The sequence below is a fragment of the Providencia sp. PROV174 genome, from assembly GCF_028480685.1.
In the GTDB taxonomy this organism is placed as follows: domain Bacteria; phylum Pseudomonadota; class Gammaproteobacteria; order Enterobacterales; family Enterobacteriaceae; genus Providencia; species Providencia rettgeri.
Genome location: NZ_JAMPOT010000005.1, coordinates 231,525 through 248,751 on the forward strand (window position 1 = coordinate 231,525; position 17,227 = coordinate 248,751).

Genomic DNA, 17,227 nt, shown 5'->3' on the forward strand with positions numbered 1-17,227 from the left:
CAATTGTGTGAAATTAACGCCATAAAAAAAGCCCCAAAGTCCAAAGACAATGAGGCTTTTACTCGTAAACTAAACTAACAGAAATTATAAAATTTCAAGTAATTCAACTTCAAATACTAATGTGCTGAATGGCGGGATTGATGCACCTGCACCACGCTCACCATAAGCTAATTGATGAGGAATATACAATTCCCATTTAGAGCCAACTGGCATCAGAGTCAATGCTTCAATCCAACCTGGAATAACACCGCTTACAGGAAACTCTGCTGGCTGGCCACGCTGTACTGAGCTATCAAACACAGAGCCATCGATTAAACGCCCTGTGTAATGAACACGTACACGGTCTGAGCGGGATGGGATAGCACCATCACCTTGGTTAATCACTGAAAATTGTAAGCCTGACTCAGTCGTTGAAACACCATCACGTTTTTGGTTTTCATCTAGGAATTTTTGGCCTTCTTCCGCTAATGCTGCCTGACGAGATACACGGACAGCGTCGGCACGCTCATGCACTTCACGCAATGCTTTGTGCAGAGTTTCAACAGGTACCGATGGCATATTGCCTTCTAAAGCATCAACGAGACCTGCTAGAATTGCATTTGGCACTAAACCTTCTAGCCCTGACTCTAATAATTGTTGCCCAACTTGTAGACCTATGCCATAACTCGCTTGAGCTTCTACCGAATCGAATTTTTGGTTTGCCATGAAAATACCCATATGATTTTGAGAAAAACCAAGAATAGCAGCCTCACCCTTATGGGTAAACCCAAACAATGAATCTAAAGAATAAAACTGATTGATTCTCGACAAATTTATTCGGTGTTCTCTGAAAAATTCAGCCAAACGCTAAAAATGTCTAAAAAGGGTGCTAGTATGCGTATTAATACGGTCTAATTTACTCATTGCCTCATCAAGGAGGAGTGATGTTTAAACTTTCAAAATTTCATCGCTATGGCATTGCACTGCTCGCTCTAATTGTCGTGGTCGCTTTTTTTTGGCCTACAAGTGATAAATCCCCCAGCGATATTGTTCAAAACCAACCGATTGTCATCCCCCCACCCACAACCCCAGAGGTCATGCCTGAACCTACTATTACGCCACCAATACCAGAACCAGTGCCAGCACCTGAAGGTAATTCCCCTCTTTTACCTACTGAGCCTGAAATTATTCCAGAACCTATTGAGCCCGCACCCAATGAGCCTCCAATAGTAACTTCACCAGAAAAAACACCTGAGCCCAAAACCACTCGCCCTTCTGCCAATGAGTGGCAAAATTACCGAGTACAAAAAGGGAAGACTCTCGCACAACTGTTTCGTGATAATAACTTACAAGCCAATGACGCTTTTATTATGGCGCGCGTAGAAGGTGCAGAAAAACCACTGAGTAATTTACGTCAAGGGCAAAAAATTCGTTTAAAAGCCAATGCAAAAGGGGAAGTTCAATTATTAGAAACTACGGGTTCTGATGGGAAAACCTATAGCTTTGCGCGATTAAGCGATGGGAGTTATTACAGAACGCCTTAGCATTAGTGCAAAAACCCTTGTGAAATAAAAAACAGATATCTAGAAAGCAAAAAACACCGGACTTAGCCGGTGTTTTTTATTTGCACCATGGATAACCCAATGATGCATATCATCATTATTGATTACTCAGCAACGATGATAACGTTCAGCTCTGCGAAAACATCGCTGTGTAACTGGAAGTGAACTTCGTGGTCACCAGTAGTACGCAGAACGCCGTTTGGCAGGCGAACTTCGCTTTTCGCGATTTGAACGCCAGCCGCAGTAATTGCGTCAGCGATATCACGAGTACCGATTGAACCGAACAGTTTACCTTCGTCACCAGCTTTAGAAGCCAGAGTAACAGAACCCAGCGCAGTAACAGCTGCTGCACGAGCCTGTGCTGCTGCCAGAACGTCAGCTAATTTAGCTTCCAGTTCAGCGCGGCGAGCTTCGAAAAATTCAACGTTTTTCTTAGTTGCAGGAACAGCTTTGCCCTGTGGTACTAAGAAGTTACGAGCGTAGCCCGATTTAACGTTAACTTGGTCACCCAGGCTACCTAGGTTAGCTACTTTATCAAGCAGAATAACTTGCATTACCTTATCCTCTATTAGTCGTTAATGGACTGTACCAATTACTGATGACGATCAGTGTATGGTAACAGAGACAGGTAGCGAGCGCGCTTGATAGCACGAGCGAGCTGGCGTTGATATTTTGCACGAGTACCGGTAATACGGCTTGGTACAATTTTACCACTTTCAGTGATATAGTTTTTCAGCGTTGCGATATCTTTATAGTCGATCTCTTGAACGCCTTCCGCTGTGAAACGGCAGAACTTGCGACGACGGAAATAACGTGCCATATGGCTAGTCTCCAGAATCTATCAAATCAATCTGCTCGGCATGGAGGACAATCTTGCTTATCCCATTGCGACCTTGATGGGTGCTAATGAAACCGCTGACTTTAATCCAACTGCCGACCGTTATACTGTGAGTATGAGCTTGTAAGGTTTGTCCGCTGGCAATAATGGGCATTCTGCACCATGCTTGCCTTGACAGCCCCGCTTCCTGTTGCTCCGAACGATGTTCTAAAACAAACTGGCAGTGAGGAATGCCTGACGGACTCACTTTTCGAATCAATGCTTTACAGACTGTGCCTGTGAGCACCAAACGATTAGTGGTCACTTGCGCAATTACTCTTCAGAATCCCCAGTTTCTTCTACTTCTTCATCCTGATATTCATCAGACATGTCACGGCCACGACGTTCGTCTTTAGCTTTGACCATTGGAGAAGCTTCTGTTACTGCGTGTTTTAAGCGCATAACCATGCTGCGGATAACGGCATCGTTGAAGCGGAAGTTAGTTTCCAGCTCATCAATCGCTTCCTGCGGCGCTTCTACGTTCAGAAGAACATAGTGTGCTTTGTGCAGTTTGTTGATTGGGTAAGCCAGTTGACGGCGGCCCCAGTCTTCCAGACGGTGAATCTGACCTTGTGCGTTAGTGATAACAGCACTGTAACGCTCGATCATGCCCGGAACCTGTTCGCTTTGGTCAGGATGGACCATAAAAACGATTTCGTAATGACGCATTAGTAGTTGCTCCTTACGGATTATTAGCCTCCTGTCTGGGTTAACCGCGGCCCGCGGAGGCAAGGAACTTGTTGAGTGCGGCTAAAAAATTGACGCGTAACTATACCCACCCCTGAGATAAAACTCAAGAGGTGGATGCGTTTTACCGCAAATATTATTTTTCAGTGGTGGCTAAACGCTGGCGTACGGCTTCAAATAAGCAGACGCCCGTCGCCACAGAAACATTAAGCGAAGAAACGGAACCGGCCATTGGAATGCTAATTAACTCGTCACAGTGCTCACGAGTTAAACGACGCATACCTTCACCTTCAGCTCCCATCACCAGAGCTATTGGACCCGTTAACTTGCTTTGATATAAATTGTGATCAGCTTCACCTGCCGTTCCCACAATCCACACATTATATTCTTGCAACAAACGTAATGTCCTTGCCAAATTCGTCACGCGAATAAGAGGGATGTTTTCTGCCGCGCCGCAGGCTACTTTTTTCGCAGTCGCATTCAATTGGGCTGACTTATCTTTCGGTACAATCACAGCATGAACACCTGCCGCATCAGCGCTACGTAAACATGCACCTAAGTTATGTGGGTCTGTCACGCCATCCAATACCAATAAAAATGGCGATGGTGTGCTCTCCAATAAATCAGGCAGGTCACCTTCTTGATATTGTTTACCTGGTAGTACTTTCGCAATGATACCTTGGTGAACCGCACCTTCAGTTTGGCTATCCATCCATTGACGATTCGCCACTTGAACGACGACACCTAACGCTTCAATTTCATGCACCAACGGCATTAATCGGCGATCTTCACGGCCTTTCAAAATATAGACTTCTTTAATGCGTTGCGGTGAACGCTCCAGTAAGGCTTTCACTGCGTGAATGCCATAAATCATTTCGCTCATAAATTTCTTATTTATATAAATAGTAAAGTGGCGCTAACACGCCACTTTGGTTAATAACGATGGTTAATAACGATGGTTAATAACTACAGCAATACCATTATCCCTCTTGTTTTTGGGATTTTTTTGCAACACGTTTAGCTTTTAATTTTGCTGTAATTTTTCTAGTTTTATCAGACGGCTTTTTGCCTTTTCCTTTCCCTTTCGCCTCTGGCTTAGCTTCAGCTTTTTTCCCTTTTTTCTCTGAACGGCGAAATGCAGAATCAGGCTCGAAGTTTTTATCTTTGCTCGCATCCGCTTTTCGACGAGCTGGACGCGTCGCATTTTTCACTTCTTGCTTCATTTTGTCCCGCGCTGTTTTGCCCGGGTTTTTCGCTTTACGAGTAGTTGAAATTAAGGCGAAATCAATGGTACGCTCATCCATATGCACCGCTTCGACACGAATTTCCACTTCATCACCAAGACGATAAGTGGTACCTGATGATTCACCAATTAAACGCTGGCCGACCGCATCATAACGGTAGTAGTCATTATCCAACGTTGAAATATGCACTAAACCATCAATAAATAAATCATTAAGACGCACAAAGAAACCAAAACCAGTGACGCTTGTGATTAAACCTGTAAAGGTTTGGCCAACTTGGTCTTGCATGAAATCACATTTCAGCCAGTCAGCCACATCACGAGTCGCTTCATCAGCTCGGCGCTCAGTCATTGAACAGTGCTCACCAAGCTGTAACATGCTATCCATGTCTGAATGCCAGCCACCTGTTTCCGTCCAGCGCTTATCTGAATGACCATGTTCTTTCGCCAGTAAATATTTTATCCCACGATGTAACGTCAGGTCAGGATAACGACGAATTGGTGATGTAAAGTGAGCATACGATTTCAAACCTAAGCCAAAGTGACCGCGGTTTTCAGGATCATAAATCGCTTGTTTCATCGAACGTAAAATCATGGTTTGCAGTAATTCATGATCAGGGCGCTCAGCCACTTCATTCATTACCTGCGCATAATCTTTCGGCTCTGGCTTCATTCCACCTGGTAGAGTCAAACCTAATTCACTGAATACTGAGCGTAAATTCATCACGCTTTCTTCTTTAGGACGGTCATGCACACGGTACAATGCAGGCTCTTCATTTTTCTCAACATACCGAGCCGCCGCAATGTTAGCCAAAATCATGCACTCTTCAATCAATTTATGTGCATCATTGCGCTCAACGGGTTCGATACTTTCAATGCGGCGTTCTGCGTTAAAAATGAATTTCGCTTCTTCAGATTCGAAGGAAATTGCACCACGCTCAATACGCGCAGCATCCAGTGCTTTATATAATTGGTGCAAATGCTCAATATGCGGCACTAAGGCTTTATAGTGCTCACGCAGCTCTTCATCTCCTTCCAAGATTTTCCACACTTTCGTGTAAGTTAACCTTGCATGAGAACTCATAACCGCTTCATAGAACTTGTATGACGAAAGCTTACCAGATGCCGATACTGTCATTTCGCACACCATACACAGGCGGTCAACACCAGGGTTTAGTGAGCACAGGCCGTTCGATAAGACTTCGGGGAGCATAGGAACAACTTGAGATGGAAAATATACCGAGTTACCTCGACTACGAGCTTCTGTATCTAGAGCCGTTTGAGGACGGACATAATAGCTTACATCCGCAATCGCCACCCATAAGCGCCAACCACCACCTTTTTTCGGTGCACAATAAACCGCATCATCAAAGTCGCGGGCATCTTCGCCGTCAATGGTCACTAAAGGGAGATCACGTAAATCAGCGCGCCCTTTTTTCGCCGATTCAGGGACATGCTCACTCAGGTCCGCAACTTGTTTTTCAACTTGTGGTGGCCATGAATGTGGGATTTCATGGGTACGTAAAGCGATTTCCACCGCCATACCCGTTCCCATTGTTTCGCCTAACACTTCAATGATATTTCCCACCGCTTGCGAGCGACGTTGTGGGCGGGTGACTAATTCAACCACCACCACATTCCCCATACGAGCGCCAAGGACGCGATCTTTCGGAATCAAAATATCAAAGCTTAAACGGCTATCATCCGGTACGACAAACCCCATACCCGATTCAATAAAATACCGGCCAACAATTTGGTTATTACGTGGTTCTAACACACGAACAACACGAACCTCTGTCCGCCCCTTACGGTCTTGCCCATAAGGTTGCGCTAGAATAACGTCACCATGTAGGGCGCGTTTCATTTCGTCTTGAGATAAATAGTAATCTTCTTTTTTACCCTCAACACGCAGGAAACCGTAGCCATCACGATGGCCAATCACTTTCCCTTTTAATAAGTCTAAACGCTCCGGTAATGCATAACACTGACGGCGAGTGAAGACTAATTGCCCATCCCGTTCCATGGCTCTTAACCGACGACGCAGTGCCTCTAATTCATCTTCTGTCGATAAATTCAATAATTGTGCGATTTCTTCGCGATTAGCTGGTGCAGTACGCTTCGAGATAAGGTCAAGAATGTATTCTCGACTTGGAATTGGGGACTCGTATTTTTCTGCTTCTCTTTCCTGAAAAGGATCTTGTGACATCGTTACCTCCGTTGTCATCAGAATTCATAACTACCGCAAATGCTAGTCAAGCAGTAGTTGATAGAGCGGGCTGTTATCTTTCACCATGTCCGCCAGCGTGTATTGATCAAGTTCTTGTAAAAACTGCTGTATTGCTTGGTGTAGCACACCTTTTAAACGACACGCAGGTGTAATGTGGCAAAACTCACCACTACAATTAACAAGAGTCAGGGGCTCTAATGCTCTGACAACGTCCCCTATACGAATTGATTCTGCTGGTTGCCCTAGTGTAATCCCGCCATTTTTGCCACGAGTGGCTTTAATATAACCTAGGTGACTGAGCTGATTAATAATTTTTACCATATGGTTACGCGATACACCGTAAACTTCGGTGACCTCTGTAATACTGGTCATTTTCCCTTCACCTAGGGATGCCAGGTAAATAAGAGCTCGTAACCCATAATCTGTAAAACTAGTCAGTTGCACAATCACCTCAAAATTTTAGCTATAACGCTGTTGGCCGCAAATCATTGGCCTAAAAAATGCGACTTATTTTAAAATTCACGCTTACTATTTCTAACCCAACACTTTCAGTTTTCTGAACAAAATATAGCATGCTAATAAATTATATGTCGTTAAATAAAGTTTAACGTATAACACAAGTCAAATATGCACTTAATTGCACATAATTTGCACACAAAAGTGACTTGATTCAATCATTATGGGGAATTTTGACTGTTTTATCAAAGAAGCTGCATAGTGGAAGGAGGTAAAGCAGTAAAAAACTGCGCCTGTATTAGGCGCAGTCAGTGTTATTACTCAACATCAAATGGATCACGCAGGATCATGGTTTCTGAACGATCTGGACCGGTTGAAATAATATCAACTGGAATACCCGTTAGATCTTCAACGCGTTTGATGTAATTCAGAGCTGCTTGTGGCAGTAATTCTCTTTGTTTCACACCAAAAGTTGTCTCTTTCCAACCTGGCATTGATTCATAAACTGGCTCTAAGCCATCCCACTCATCAGCAGCTAAAGGCGTTGTTTCAAGCACTTTGCCATCTGGACGACGGTAACCTACACAAATTTTGACTTCTTCTAAACCGTCTAAAACATCCAGTTTAGTCATACAGAAGCCTGACAGTGAGTTAATTTGTACCGCACGATTAATCGCAACGATATCTAACCAACCAGTACGGCGTTTACGACCCGTCGTTGCACCAAATTCTTGGCCTTTTTCACGCAGGAATTCACCCACTTCATCAAACAGCTCAGTTGGGAATGGACCCGCACCAACACGCGTTGAGTAAGCTTTGATGATACCTAATACGTAGTTGACATAACGTGGACCTAAACCAGAACCTGTTGCAACACCACCCGCAGTGGTATTTGAAGAGGTTACATACGGATAAGTACCGTGGTCGATGTCCAATAATGTGCCTTGTGCACCTTCAAACATCACGAATTCGTTGTTCTGGCTTGCTTTGTACAGCAGATCAGATACATCGATTACCATACCAGTCAGGATATCGGCAACAGCCATGATATCGTCTAGCGTTTTTTGGTAATCAACAGCAGGTTCTTTATAGTAATTAACGAGTTGGAAGTTATGGTATTCGACGATTTCTTTTAATTTTTCTGCAAAAGTTGCTTTATCGAATAAATCACCAACACGTAAGCCACGACGAGCTACTTTGTCTTCGTAAGCAGGACCAATACCACGACCTGTTGTTCCAATCGCTTTGGAACCACGAGCTTTCTCACGCGCATTATCTAATGCAACATGATAAGGCAGGATCAGTGGACATGCCTCTGAAAGACGTAAACGTTCGCGAACAGGAACACCGCGGTCTTCCAATTCTTTCATCTCTTTCATTAATGCGTCTGGCGCAAGAACAACACCATTAGCGATGATGCTGATGACATTTTCACGAAGAATACCGGATGGAATTAAGTGGAGAACGGTTTTTTCACCGTTTACAACAAGAGTATGGCCAGCATTATGGCCGCCCTGATAGCGAACTACGTATTTAGCACGCTCTGTCAGCAAGTCAACGATCTTGCCCTTCCCTTCGTCACCCCATTGGGTGCCCAGTACGACAACGTTCTTACCCATTTTGAAATACACTCGGTTGCTTAAAAATGAATTCTACCATCAAAAATGAACTGTTCCAGTGATATTTTGGCAATACAAAAATTTTTTTCTGGAAAGCAAGTAAAATGGTATTTTTTATTTCTGCCGTAAACTCAAAATGAATGCCATCAGTTGAGCAGCTCAAATTTTCCCTGAAAAATCCTATACTTAAAACGACAGGCGAAAAAAAGCCCACCGAAGCGGGCTTTTCTTTAATAGATTAACAGTTATTTTGCTAGGTTGCACGCAACTTAGTCTGATTATTTATTAATCTGTTGCACGAAGCTTAGTTGGTGCTTTCATAAAGCGGAAGAAGTCAGTGTCCGGACTTAATACCATCACGTCTTCACCACTCTTGAAGCTTTGCTCATAGGCACGCAAGCTACGAATAAACGCATAGAACTCTGGATCTTGGTTGAATGCATCAGCAAACAGTTTCGTTGCCATCGCATCACCTTCACCTCGGTAAGTTAGTGCGGTACGCTCTGCTTCAGCCAACGTTTCTGTTACTGTTTTATCTGCAACAGCGCGGATCTTAGTCGCTTCTTCTTGACCTTGTGAACGATGTTGACGTGCAACTGCTTCACGTTCTGCACGCATACGCGCATAGATAGCTTCAGAAACTTCGTTTGGCAGCTCAATACGTTTAATACGTACATCGACAACCTCGATACCTAACGCCGCCATACTGTTTGCATTCACAACCAGTGGCTTCAGGTTCGTTTCCTCTTCAACACGTTTAGCTGCATCCGCAATCGCTGCATCCGCTTCTTTTGTTGAATCGTCAATTGCAGTACCTTTGTTCAAGGCATCACGCACATCAACCGTTAAACGCCCACGTGAATCAGTGATAATGTCTTTAACGCTTAAACGACCAAACTCAGAACGTAAACGGTCACTAAATTTACGTTTTAACAGGGTTTCTGCTTGGAATGGGTTACCACCGCCAGTCGCTACATAGTAACGACTGAAATCAGTCACGCGCCATTTCAGGTAGGAGTCCACCATTAAGTCTTTGTTTTCACTTGTCAGATAACGGTCAGCTTGAATTTCAAGAGTCTGAATACGCGCATCTAACATTTTCACCGTTTCAATAAATGGAACTTTGAAATGCAGACCTGGCTCATAAATGATCGGTTTGTTTTCAGAGTCACGTAGAACCTTACCAAAACGCAATACGATACCGCGGTCAGTTTGAGGAACAATAAAGATAGATGCGTATGCAACTGCCAAGATGGCAATAACGATAACAATTAGCGATTTACGCATGATTATTGTCTCCCTACTCTAACAGCATCACCACGAACAGCGCTGTTTGGCTGTACAGGTGTTGCAGCAGATGATGACGAACTATTGCTTGGCGTCGCCATTCTTGCTGACGGATTAGCTTTTGACGTTGAAGCCGCATCTGAATTTGTACCGCGCATGATTTGGTCAAGTGGCAGCACTAACATGCTGTTGCTCTTATCATTCGCAATTACTTTACGTGTATTACTTAACACACGCTCCATGGTGTCGATATACAGACGCTCACGGGTGATTTCTGGTGCAGCACGGTATTCAGGTAACATTTTCGCAAAGCTTGCGACCTCACCCTCTGCTTTGAAAACCACACTCGCTTTATATGCTTCAGCTTCTTCAATTAGGCGTTGTGCGTTACCTTTTGCCAGTGGAAGAACTTCATTTCGGTAAGCGTGTGCTTCACGAATCGTTTTTTGTTCTTCTTCCCTTGCTGAGATTACGTCATCAAATGCCGCTTTAACATCTTCAGGTGGACGTGCAGCTTGGAAGTTGACGTCAAGCAGTGTGATACCCATTTTATATGGTGCAATTGTTGCTTCGAGCTCTTTTTGTGTTACATCACGGATAAAAGCACGATTCGTAGTCAGTACTTGCTCCATCGCAGACTGACCGATTACACCACGCACAGCACTATCTAGCGCCTGACGCAGACTATTGTCTGGGTTTGTGACACTAAATAAATATTGCGCAGGGTCGGTAACACGATATTGAACGTTCATTTCAACGCGGATCACGTTTTCATCTGACGTTAACATCATGCCATTTGTTGCTTGTTCACGTACGGTTTCCACGTTGACAGGAATAACCCTATCAATGAAGGTTGGTTTCCAGTTCAAACCAGGCCCAACAACACCACTATATTCACCAAAACGTAATACTACGCCACGGTCACTTTCTTTGATGGTGTAGAAGCCTGAACCTGCCCATACAACAACGATAGCAGCAAGAGCTAACATACCTAAACGGCCGCTGATTTGTGATGGTTGTTTATTATCGCCATCACCACCGCTGCCTTTATTTCCACCAAGCTTGCTGCCTAGTTTACGAAAGAGATCGTCGAGATCATAAGCCCCACGTTTTCGACCACCTTTGTTCCCGCCAGAGTTGCCGCCTTTATTGCCGCTTCCCCACGGATCGCGGTCTTGTCCGTCATTACCGGGCTGATTCCACGCCATGTTTTAGCTCCATTCTTTATGATTGATTTTCAGGGCTAAGAGCGATAGGGCTCTTAATATCAATTCCATTGCCTAACTACATCATTAACCACCAAAGCAATTAAATAACGTAGTCAGGTAATTGCTGCTCTTGTTTGCACAGACGCCGCCAATCCACCATTGGCATACGCACCTCAAGGCCAATTGAGCCGTCTTCTTCCTGCCATTCACGTTCGATTGACTGAAGTTGGTAGAAACGGCTACGTAAACGGCCTTCATTCGGTGGTAAACGCAATTCAACATGTGCGATTTCACCTGAAAGACGTTCCGTCAATGCCTGTAGCAGCAATGAGATACCATCGCCCGTTTGCGCTGAAACCCAGACACGAACCGGCTTGTTATCCTCATCTCTGTCAATACGCGGGACAAAATCCTCTAGCATATCAACTTTGTTCATCACTAAAAGTGTTGGTATTTCATCCGCTTCGATTTCTTCTAACACACTTTCAACTGCATGAATATTTTCATCCAAGCGATTATCAGCTGCATCGATAACGTGCAGCAGTAACGTTGCTTCACGTGTTTCTTGCAGGGTTGCTTTAAAAGCTGCAACCAAATCATGGGGTAAATGACGGATAAAACCCACAGTATCTGCAAGAACGACAACACCAACATCTTCTACATCAATACGACGAAGTGTTGGGTCAAGTGTTGCAAATAACTGGTCAGCAGCATAAACATCAGCGGCCGTCATGCGGTTAAACAAACTAGACTTACCAGCGTTGGTATAACCGACAAGCGAAATAGTCGGGATATCAGCCTTACTTCTCGCTTGACGCCCTTGTTCACGCTGTTTTTCCACCCGACTAAGACGAGATAAGATTTGTTTAATTTTATCTCTTAATAGCCGGCGGTCAGTTTCAAGTTGAGTTTCACCGGGACCTCGTAAGCCAATCCCGCCTTTTTGTCGCTCTAAGTGCGTCCATCCCCTCACTAAGCGAGTCGATAAATGCCTTAACTGAGCCAATTCAACTTGAAGCTTACCTTCGTGTGTACGTGCGCGTTGAGCAAAAATATCTAAAATTACCCCTGTACGGTCAACCACCTTACATTGGCAAATCCTTTCGAGATTACGTTCTTGAGCAGGGCTTAGAGTATGATTAAACAACACCACATCTGCACCACTTTCCTCAACAGCTTGGGCAATTTCTTCTGCTTTACCTTCCCCAACAAAAAACTTTGGATGAGGGGCTTTACGACTGCCCGTGACTATTTGTACTGGTTTTACGCCAGCAGATGTCACAAGTGACTCAAATTCTGCCAGATTATCAACGTCTTTTTCTTGAGAAAAAAAGACATGGACTAATACAGCTAGTTCACCGCCTTCATACCTATCAAACAAGGTGTAACCTCTTAGGCTAAACAATAATTGCAAAGGAAAAACACAGGTACAGTCTCCCTACCCATGCTTTCCTTGTCTTTTAGCGTACAAACTTACTCAGTTACTTCGCCATCTTGCGCTGCAGGGTTACCTGAATGGTAATTACCATTGCCAGTGCTACCCGTAGTACCGCTATGATGAGAAACAGGGCGAGCAGGGACAACAGTCGAGATAGCGTGTTTATAAACCATCTGGCTAACTGTGTTTTTTAATAAAATAACAAATTGGTCAAAAGACTCAATTTGCCCCTGCAATTTGATGCCATTAACGAGATAAATAGAGACCGGAACCCTTTCACGACGTAATGCGTTCAGGAACGGATCTTGCAAAGATTGCCCCTTAGCCATTCTATGTTTTCCTTATTTTGTTGTTTTTAAAAGAGAATCTTTTAGATTCCAAAAAGTAACTACTCAAAAATTGCGCTTAACGTTCTAATTGTACACAAACATCAGTCCTATGCACGCATAACCTGCATAACGGTGCTAAGCGCTTGCTGAGGTTGTTCACTATCTAACCAATGAACATTCTCCCAGCCTCTTAACCAGGTAATTTGACGTTTTGCCAATTGGCGAGTTGCACAAATTCCCCGATAAATCATTTCATCATGGCTAATTTCACCATCTAAATATGACCACATTTGCCGATATCCCACACAACGGATTGAAGGGAGGTCAACATGTAAATCATTTCGTTGATGCAATTTACGAACTTCTTCTTCAAAGCCCGCATCTATCATCAGATGAAAACGTTGTTCTATGCGCTCATGTAAAATTTTACGATCTTGTGGCGCAATAGCAAACTGAAACACATTATAAGGTAATTCTTCCCCAGCTGTTTGTGTCATTTCAGTCAAAGTTTGTCCCGAAATGAGATATACCTCTAAAGCACGGGATAATCTTTGTGGATCGTTAGGGTGGATCCTTGCTGCGGCAACTGGGTCAACCTCCGTAAGACGGCGATGAATTTCCCCCCACCCTTGTTCTTTAGCAATGTGTTCAATTTCAGTACGAACTGTTGGGTCAGCTGAAGGAAGTGGTGAAAGTCCTTCTAATAAGGCTTTAAAATACAACATTGTGCCACCGACTAATAATGGAATTTTACCTTGTGAGGTAATTTCAGCCATGGCATTTAATGCGTCACGGCGAAAATCGGCAGCACTGTATGGTAGAGACGGATCGAGAATGTCAATCAGACGATGAGGAGCTTGGCTGAGTTCTTCCGCTGTTGGTTTTGCTGTGCCAATATCCATTCCTCGGTAAATTAATGCCGAATCGACACTAATAATTTCCACAGGCAAATGCTTGCGAAGTTCGATCGCTAAAGCGGTTTTACCTGAGGCCGTTGGACCCATTAGGAATATTGCGTCAGGTTTTTTCTGAGTTGCTAAATCACTCATTTGTTAGTGTAGCTACCACGGATTGTAAATTAATTAATTGTAATAATGTTGGTGGGGGATTTTTTACCCACTGCGGGCATACCCGCTCAACATCAGCCAGCAACTGAACAGCCTGTGCTAAACTCCAACTTTCCTCTGTTTTAACCTGTGAAACTGCTTTAGCGAGCCATTGTGCAATCTCTTCGTCAGTTACACTTTCTTTTCTCGATAAAAAATCGAGTAATTCAGAAAAAAGCTGTGATAAATTTTGTGTTCTTAATGGTAACGATACCGTATGAATTGTTACTTTTCCATGTAATATCGTGGCTTCGATACCAAATATTGTCAATTGTTCCTTGTACCGCTGTAAAACCTCTATTTCATCATTTTTAAGTGACACTTTTAGAGGTATTAATAATGGCTGAGGCTTTAATGCTCCACCACCCGGTGATAATTGTGACAATTTCAATAAATAATTAGCTTCCGTTAAGGATAACAGGATTAGCCCCAACGAAGACTCAATTAATGCAAAGTTTTTTGCGTAAATTGTCAATACTTTGCCAAAAAGGTAGTTATCCGCATTTTTTGCTACAGGTTGTGACGATATTTGTGGCGAGTTTATCGGTTTACGCTCAGGAAAAAGCGGTTTTTTATCTTCAGAGGCAACGGGAATAGACATTAAGCTCTGATACAGCTCACCTGCTTTTTTGTCATACGTTGAACCAAACGTTTTTGCTGGCACATTTCCTGAAAAACCTGATGTTGACTTCGGTGAAGAAAAAGCGTGATTTGCCGTATTATCCTTTAAGTGACTAGGCTGGTCATAAGGTATTTTAGACTCTCGAACGGTATTTTCGATGAGGGTATGGTTTTCTGTCTTATGTTGCTTGGGAGTCACGTTTGGTGAAGAAAAATAGTTTTCCCCCGCAGAAGGTCGATTTTCTAACTCTATATTTGCCGGTTCAATACCCGGAAGCTCATCAATAGATGCAGCTTCTAATAATACCGTTCGCACCGCTTGATAAATAAAATCATGTACCAAGCGGGCTTGGTGAAAACGAACCTCATGTTTTGCTGGGTGTACGTTAACATCAACTTGTTTTGGATCAATGGTCAAATACAAGACATAAGCAGGCTGTTGGTTTTCGTCTAAATGCCCTTCATAGGCTTGGCGAATAGCATGGTTAATTAGGCGGTCACGCATCATACGGCCATTAACATAGCAATATTGCGTTTCGCTACCTGATGTCATTGATGGAGAAACGACCCACCCTTTGATAGCAAGGTCGCTATGTTCCCAAGATAACGCCAAAGCGCCTTGCAGAAAACCCGTTCCGCAAATCGTTCCGAGACGCCGCTCTTGCTGTGCTTCATCATGAGCGGCTCGGTATTGCTTTACTAATTTCCCGTTGTGAGTCAGGTTAATAGCCACATCTGGGCGAGAAAGTGCAATTCGGCGAACAATTTCATCAATATGGCCGAACTCGGTTTTTTCTGTGCGCATAAATTTACGACGAGCTGGCGTATTATAGAATAAATCTAATACTTCAACCGTTGTGCCATTGGGATGAGCTGCGGGTTTAACCATCACTTCCATATCCCGGCCTTCGGCATATGATTGCCATGCTTCTGTTTGGTCTGCGGGCTTGGATGTCAATGTTAAACGTGAAACGGAACTGATACTCGCTAGCGCTTCACCACGAAACCCCATACTCATAATAGCTTCAAGGTCATCCAAAGTGGCAATTTTACTGGTCGCATGGCGAGCTAAAGCCAGAATCAGTTCATCTTTACCGATACCACAGCCATTATCACGAATACGGATCAGTTTTTCTCCACCACGCTCAATGTCGATATCAATACGCGTTGCCCCAGCATCAAGACTGTTCTCAACGAGCTCTTTAACCACTGACGCAGGCCTTTCGACTACTTCTCCTGCTGCAATTTGGTTGGCTAGCTGTGGGGAAAGAATATGTATTGCCATGCCTTCCCCCTTATTGTGGCGCCGCTTGTATTGGATTCGCCAAGAAATATTGACGTAATCCTAAATGGATAGCTTCTGCGACTTTGTCTTGGAATTCATTAGATTTTAGCAACTGTTCTTCTGCCGTATTACTAATAAAACCAGTTTCGACTAAAATCGATGGGATATCTGGGGAACGCAATACACCTAAACTTGCATGTTCAGGTGTTCTTTTATGAATATTACCCACTTTTCGCAGCTGTTCGATCACTTTAACCGCAACATCGTACCCCACACGCTGAGAATGGCCGAATTGTAGATCTAAAACAGCTTGGCTTAAATAAGGGTCCGCACCACTAAGCGCATCACCCGCCCCACCTAATAATTCAGATTGTTTTTCACGTTGTTCGAGCCAACTACCCAGCTCACTGTTTGCACGTCGATTAGACAATACCCACACTGATGCTCCTCGTGCACTGCTATTTGGAGCCGAGTCTGCGTGAATTGACACCAACATATTAGCTCCTTTCTTACGTGCCACATCAGAACGGCCACTAACGGAAATAAAATAGTCTCCATCACGGGTCATCGCGGGTTTAAACATTGGATCGGCTTCAAGGCGTTGGTATAACTTACGTGCGACACTAAGAGTCACATCCTTTTCTTTATAACCATTCTTACCAATCGCACCAGGGTCTTTTCCACCGTGCCCTGCATCAATAGCAATAACTACCTGCTTGCTGCCCTTCGGCATATTTTTATATTTAGTCGGTGTTGGCGTGGCAACAGGCACAGGGTTATTCATCTTCAATGGTTTATCTTGAGCGCTGTTTGCCGCTGGTTTAACCGTATTATTGGTTTGATTAAAGGAGGTAGAACCGGATGAATTTCCCGTCGATATCGTTAATACCAACTGATATTCACCTGAAACTTGTTTAAGCACTGCTTTCGTTTTGGCTGTACGAGATAGCTCTAAAACTAAGCGTTTGTGTTGATTATCAGAAGGTTGGCTTGCCCGTACTAGTTTTACAAGATCCCCTGCGGGAACTTTAAGCGGTAGGCCAATAATCTCGCCTCGCTGTTTGATATCAACAACAAGACGCTCAGGTGAATGCAATGGGAAATAGGCGTAATCAGGCTTACCATCAACAAAGCTTAGTACCACTTCTGCTTGTGATGGACTATTGTTAACTTGAATATTCGATAATGTCGCCGCTTGTGTTTTTGCAGCAAACAGCCACATGACGGATACCATAAACAAGACGAAAACAGTAAAAAAACCCTTTTTTGTTATTCTGTGCATTGATGCATTCAACATGAGCAA

Annotated in this window: 17 protein-coding genes; 1 reads left to right on the forward strand and 16 read right to left on the reverse strand. The window is 43.7% G+C overall.

Annotated elements, in window-relative coordinates; all coding sequences use genetic code 11:
* Nucleotides 1-84 precede the first annotated feature (84 nt).
* Entirely contained in the window at nucleotides 85-705 is a 621-nt protein-coding gene (locus PSE60_RS03235; protein WP_272664551.1) for a peptidylprolyl isomerase, read from the reverse strand.
* A 218-nt stretch (nucleotides 706-923) separates the two neighbouring features.
* Here PSE60_RS03235 and PSE60_RS03240 point away from each other — a divergent pair, with 218 nt between their 5' ends.
* On the forward strand, nucleotides 924-1,523 hold the full coding sequence (locus PSE60_RS03240) for a LysM-like peptidoglycan-binding domain-containing protein (protein WP_210836905.1): 600 nt from the start codon (nucleotides 924-926) through the stop codon (nucleotides 1,521-1,523).
* Nucleotides 1,524-1,645: 122 nt separating this feature from the next.
* On the opposite strand, the gene rplI is transcribed toward PSE60_RS03240, so the two are convergent.
* From rplI to amiB, 15 genes are all read right to left on the reverse strand, one after another.
* Entirely contained in the window at nucleotides 1,646-2,095 is a 450-nt protein-coding gene (rplI, locus tag PSE60_RS03245; RefSeq protein WP_164529242.1) for a 50S ribosomal protein L9, read from the reverse strand.
* A gap of 38 nt (nucleotides 2,096-2,133) precedes the next feature.
* Nucleotides 2,134-2,361 carry a 30S ribosomal protein S18 gene (gene rpsR, locus PSE60_RS03250; RefSeq protein WP_000135199.1) on the reverse strand — a complete coding sequence of 76 codons (228 nt, stop codon included), beginning with the start codon at nucleotides 2,359-2,361 and terminating at the stop codon, nucleotides 2,134-2,136.
* A gap of 4 nt (nucleotides 2,362-2,365) precedes the next feature.
* Nucleotides 2,366-2,683 (reverse strand): primosomal replication protein N, encoded by a 318-nt coding sequence (gene priB, locus PSE60_RS03255; protein ID WP_210836903.1) that lies wholly within the window; start codon nucleotides 2,681-2,683, stop codon nucleotides 2,366-2,368.
* Nucleotides 2,684-2,691: 8 nt separating this feature from the next.
* The gene (rpsF, locus tag PSE60_RS03260) at nucleotides 2,692-3,087 is read right to left on the reverse strand and encodes a 30S ribosomal protein S6 (protein WP_004905988.1); all 396 of its coding nucleotides are present in this window, start codon (nucleotides 3,085-3,087) and stop codon (nucleotides 2,692-2,694) included.
* 154 nt (nucleotides 3,088-3,241) lie between these two features.
* Nucleotides 3,242-3,988, reverse strand: coding sequence for a 23S rRNA (guanosine(2251)-2'-O)-methyltransferase RlmB (rlmB, locus tag PSE60_RS03265; RefSeq protein WP_210836901.1), 747 nt, complete (start codon nucleotides 3,986-3,988; stop codon nucleotides 3,242-3,244).
* A gap of 97 nt (nucleotides 3,989-4,085) precedes the next feature.
* The gene (rnr, locus tag PSE60_RS03270) at nucleotides 4,086-6,554 is read right to left on the reverse strand and encodes a ribonuclease R (protein WP_210836899.1); all 2,469 of its coding nucleotides are present in this window, start codon (nucleotides 6,552-6,554) and stop codon (nucleotides 4,086-4,088) included.
* A gap of 42 nt (nucleotides 6,555-6,596) precedes the next feature.
* Entirely contained in the window at nucleotides 6,597-7,019 is a 423-nt protein-coding gene (gene nsrR, locus PSE60_RS03275) for a nitric oxide-sensing transcriptional repressor NsrR (protein ID WP_004907407.1), read from the reverse strand.
* A 329-nt stretch (nucleotides 7,020-7,348) separates the two neighbouring features.
* Nucleotides 7,349-8,650, reverse strand: coding sequence for an adenylosuccinate synthase (locus PSE60_RS03280; protein WP_272664552.1), 1,302 nt, complete (start codon nucleotides 8,648-8,650; stop codon nucleotides 7,349-7,351).
* Nucleotides 8,651-8,935: 285 nt separating this feature from the next.
* Nucleotides 8,936-9,937: a protease modulator HflC gene (gene hflC, locus PSE60_RS03285; RefSeq protein ID WP_004905999.1), complete on the reverse strand. Its 1,002-nt coding sequence runs from the start codon at nucleotides 9,935-9,937 to the stop codon at nucleotides 8,936-8,938.
* A 2-nt stretch (nucleotides 9,938-9,939) separates the two neighbouring features.
* Nucleotides 9,940-11,145 (reverse strand): FtsH protease activity modulator HflK, encoded by a 1,206-nt coding sequence (hflK, locus tag PSE60_RS03290; RefSeq protein WP_210836897.1) that lies wholly within the window; start codon nucleotides 11,143-11,145, stop codon nucleotides 9,940-9,942.
* A gap of 100 nt (nucleotides 11,146-11,245) precedes the next feature.
* Nucleotides 11,246-12,526 (reverse strand): ribosome rescue GTPase HflX, encoded by a 1,281-nt coding sequence (gene hflX, locus PSE60_RS03295; RefSeq protein ID WP_004907402.1) that lies wholly within the window; start codon nucleotides 12,524-12,526, stop codon nucleotides 11,246-11,248.
* A gap of 92 nt (nucleotides 12,527-12,618) precedes the next feature.
* On the reverse strand, nucleotides 12,619-12,912 hold the full coding sequence (hfq, locus tag PSE60_RS03300; RefSeq protein WP_210836896.1) for an RNA chaperone Hfq: 294 nt from the start codon (nucleotides 12,910-12,912) through the stop codon (nucleotides 12,619-12,621).
* A gap of 107 nt (nucleotides 12,913-13,019) precedes the next feature.
* Complete coding sequence (miaA, locus tag PSE60_RS03305; protein WP_210836895.1) at nucleotides 13,020-13,961, reverse strand: tRNA (adenosine(37)-N6)-dimethylallyltransferase MiaA; 942 nt, start codon at nucleotides 13,959-13,961, stop codon at nucleotides 13,020-13,022.
* Nucleotides 13,954-15,924, reverse strand: coding sequence for a DNA mismatch repair endonuclease MutL (gene mutL / locus PSE60_RS03310; protein WP_272664553.1), 1,971 nt, complete (start codon nucleotides 15,922-15,924; stop codon nucleotides 13,954-13,956). The genes miaA and mutL overlap by 8 nt, the downstream gene beginning before the upstream one ends.
* A gap of 10 nt (nucleotides 15,925-15,934) precedes the next feature.
* Nucleotides 15,935-17,221 carry an N-acetylmuramoyl-L-alanine amidase AmiB gene (gene amiB, locus PSE60_RS03315; RefSeq protein WP_272664554.1) on the reverse strand — a complete coding sequence of 429 codons (1,287 nt, stop codon included), beginning with the start codon at nucleotides 17,219-17,221 and terminating at the stop codon, nucleotides 15,935-15,937.
* Nucleotides 17,222-17,227: the final 6 nt, after the last annotated feature.

Coding starts and splice junctions, on each gene's coding strand:
- hflK (WP_210836897.1), bottom strand. CDS start 11,145: ATGGCGTGGAATCAGCCCGGTAATGACGGACAAGACCGCGATCCGTGG.
- mutL (WP_272664553.1), bottom strand. CDS start 15,924: ATGGCAATACATATTCTTTCCCCACAGCTAGCCAACCAAATTGCAGCA.
- rlmB (WP_210836901.1), bottom strand. CDS start 3,988: ATGAGCGAAATGATTTATGGCATTCACGCAGTGAAAGCCTTACTGGAG.
- hfq (WP_210836896.1), bottom strand. CDS start 12,912: ATGGCTAAGGGGCAATCTTTGCAAGATCCGTTCCTGAACGCATTACGT.
- PSE60_RS03280 (WP_272664552.1), bottom strand. CDS start 8,650: ATGGGTAAGAACGTTGTCGTACTGGGCACCCAATGGGGTGACGAAGGG.
- rpsF (WP_004905988.1), bottom strand. CDS start 3,087: ATGCGTCATTACGAAATCGTTTTTATGGTCCATCCTGACCAAAGCGAA.
- rnr (WP_210836899.1), bottom strand. CDS start 6,554: ATGTCACAAGATCCTTTTCAGGAAAGAGAAGCAGAAAAATACGAGTCC.
- amiB (WP_272664554.1), bottom strand. CDS start 17,221: ATGTTGAATGCATCAATGCACAGAATAACAAAAAAGGGTTTTTTTACT.
- miaA (WP_210836895.1), bottom strand. CDS start 13,961: ATGAGTGATTTAGCAACTCAGAAAAAACCTGACGCAATATTCCTAATG.
- hflC (WP_004905999.1), bottom strand. CDS start 9,937: ATGCGTAAATCGCTAATTGTTATCGTTATTGCCATCTTGGCAGTTGCA.
- rpsR (WP_000135199.1), bottom strand. CDS start 2,361: ATGGCACGTTATTTCCGTCGTCGCAAGTTCTGCCGTTTCACAGCGGAA.
- PSE60_RS03235 (WP_272664551.1), bottom strand. CDS start 705: ATGGCAAACCAAAAATTCGATTCGGTAGAAGCTCAAGCGAGTTATGGC.
- PSE60_RS03240 (WP_210836905.1), top strand. CDS start 924: ATGTTTAAACTTTCAAAATTTCATCGCTATGGCATTGCACTGCTCGCT.
- rplI (WP_164529242.1), bottom strand. CDS start 2,095: ATGCAAGTTATTCTGCTTGATAAAGTAGCTAACCTAGGTAGCCTGGGT.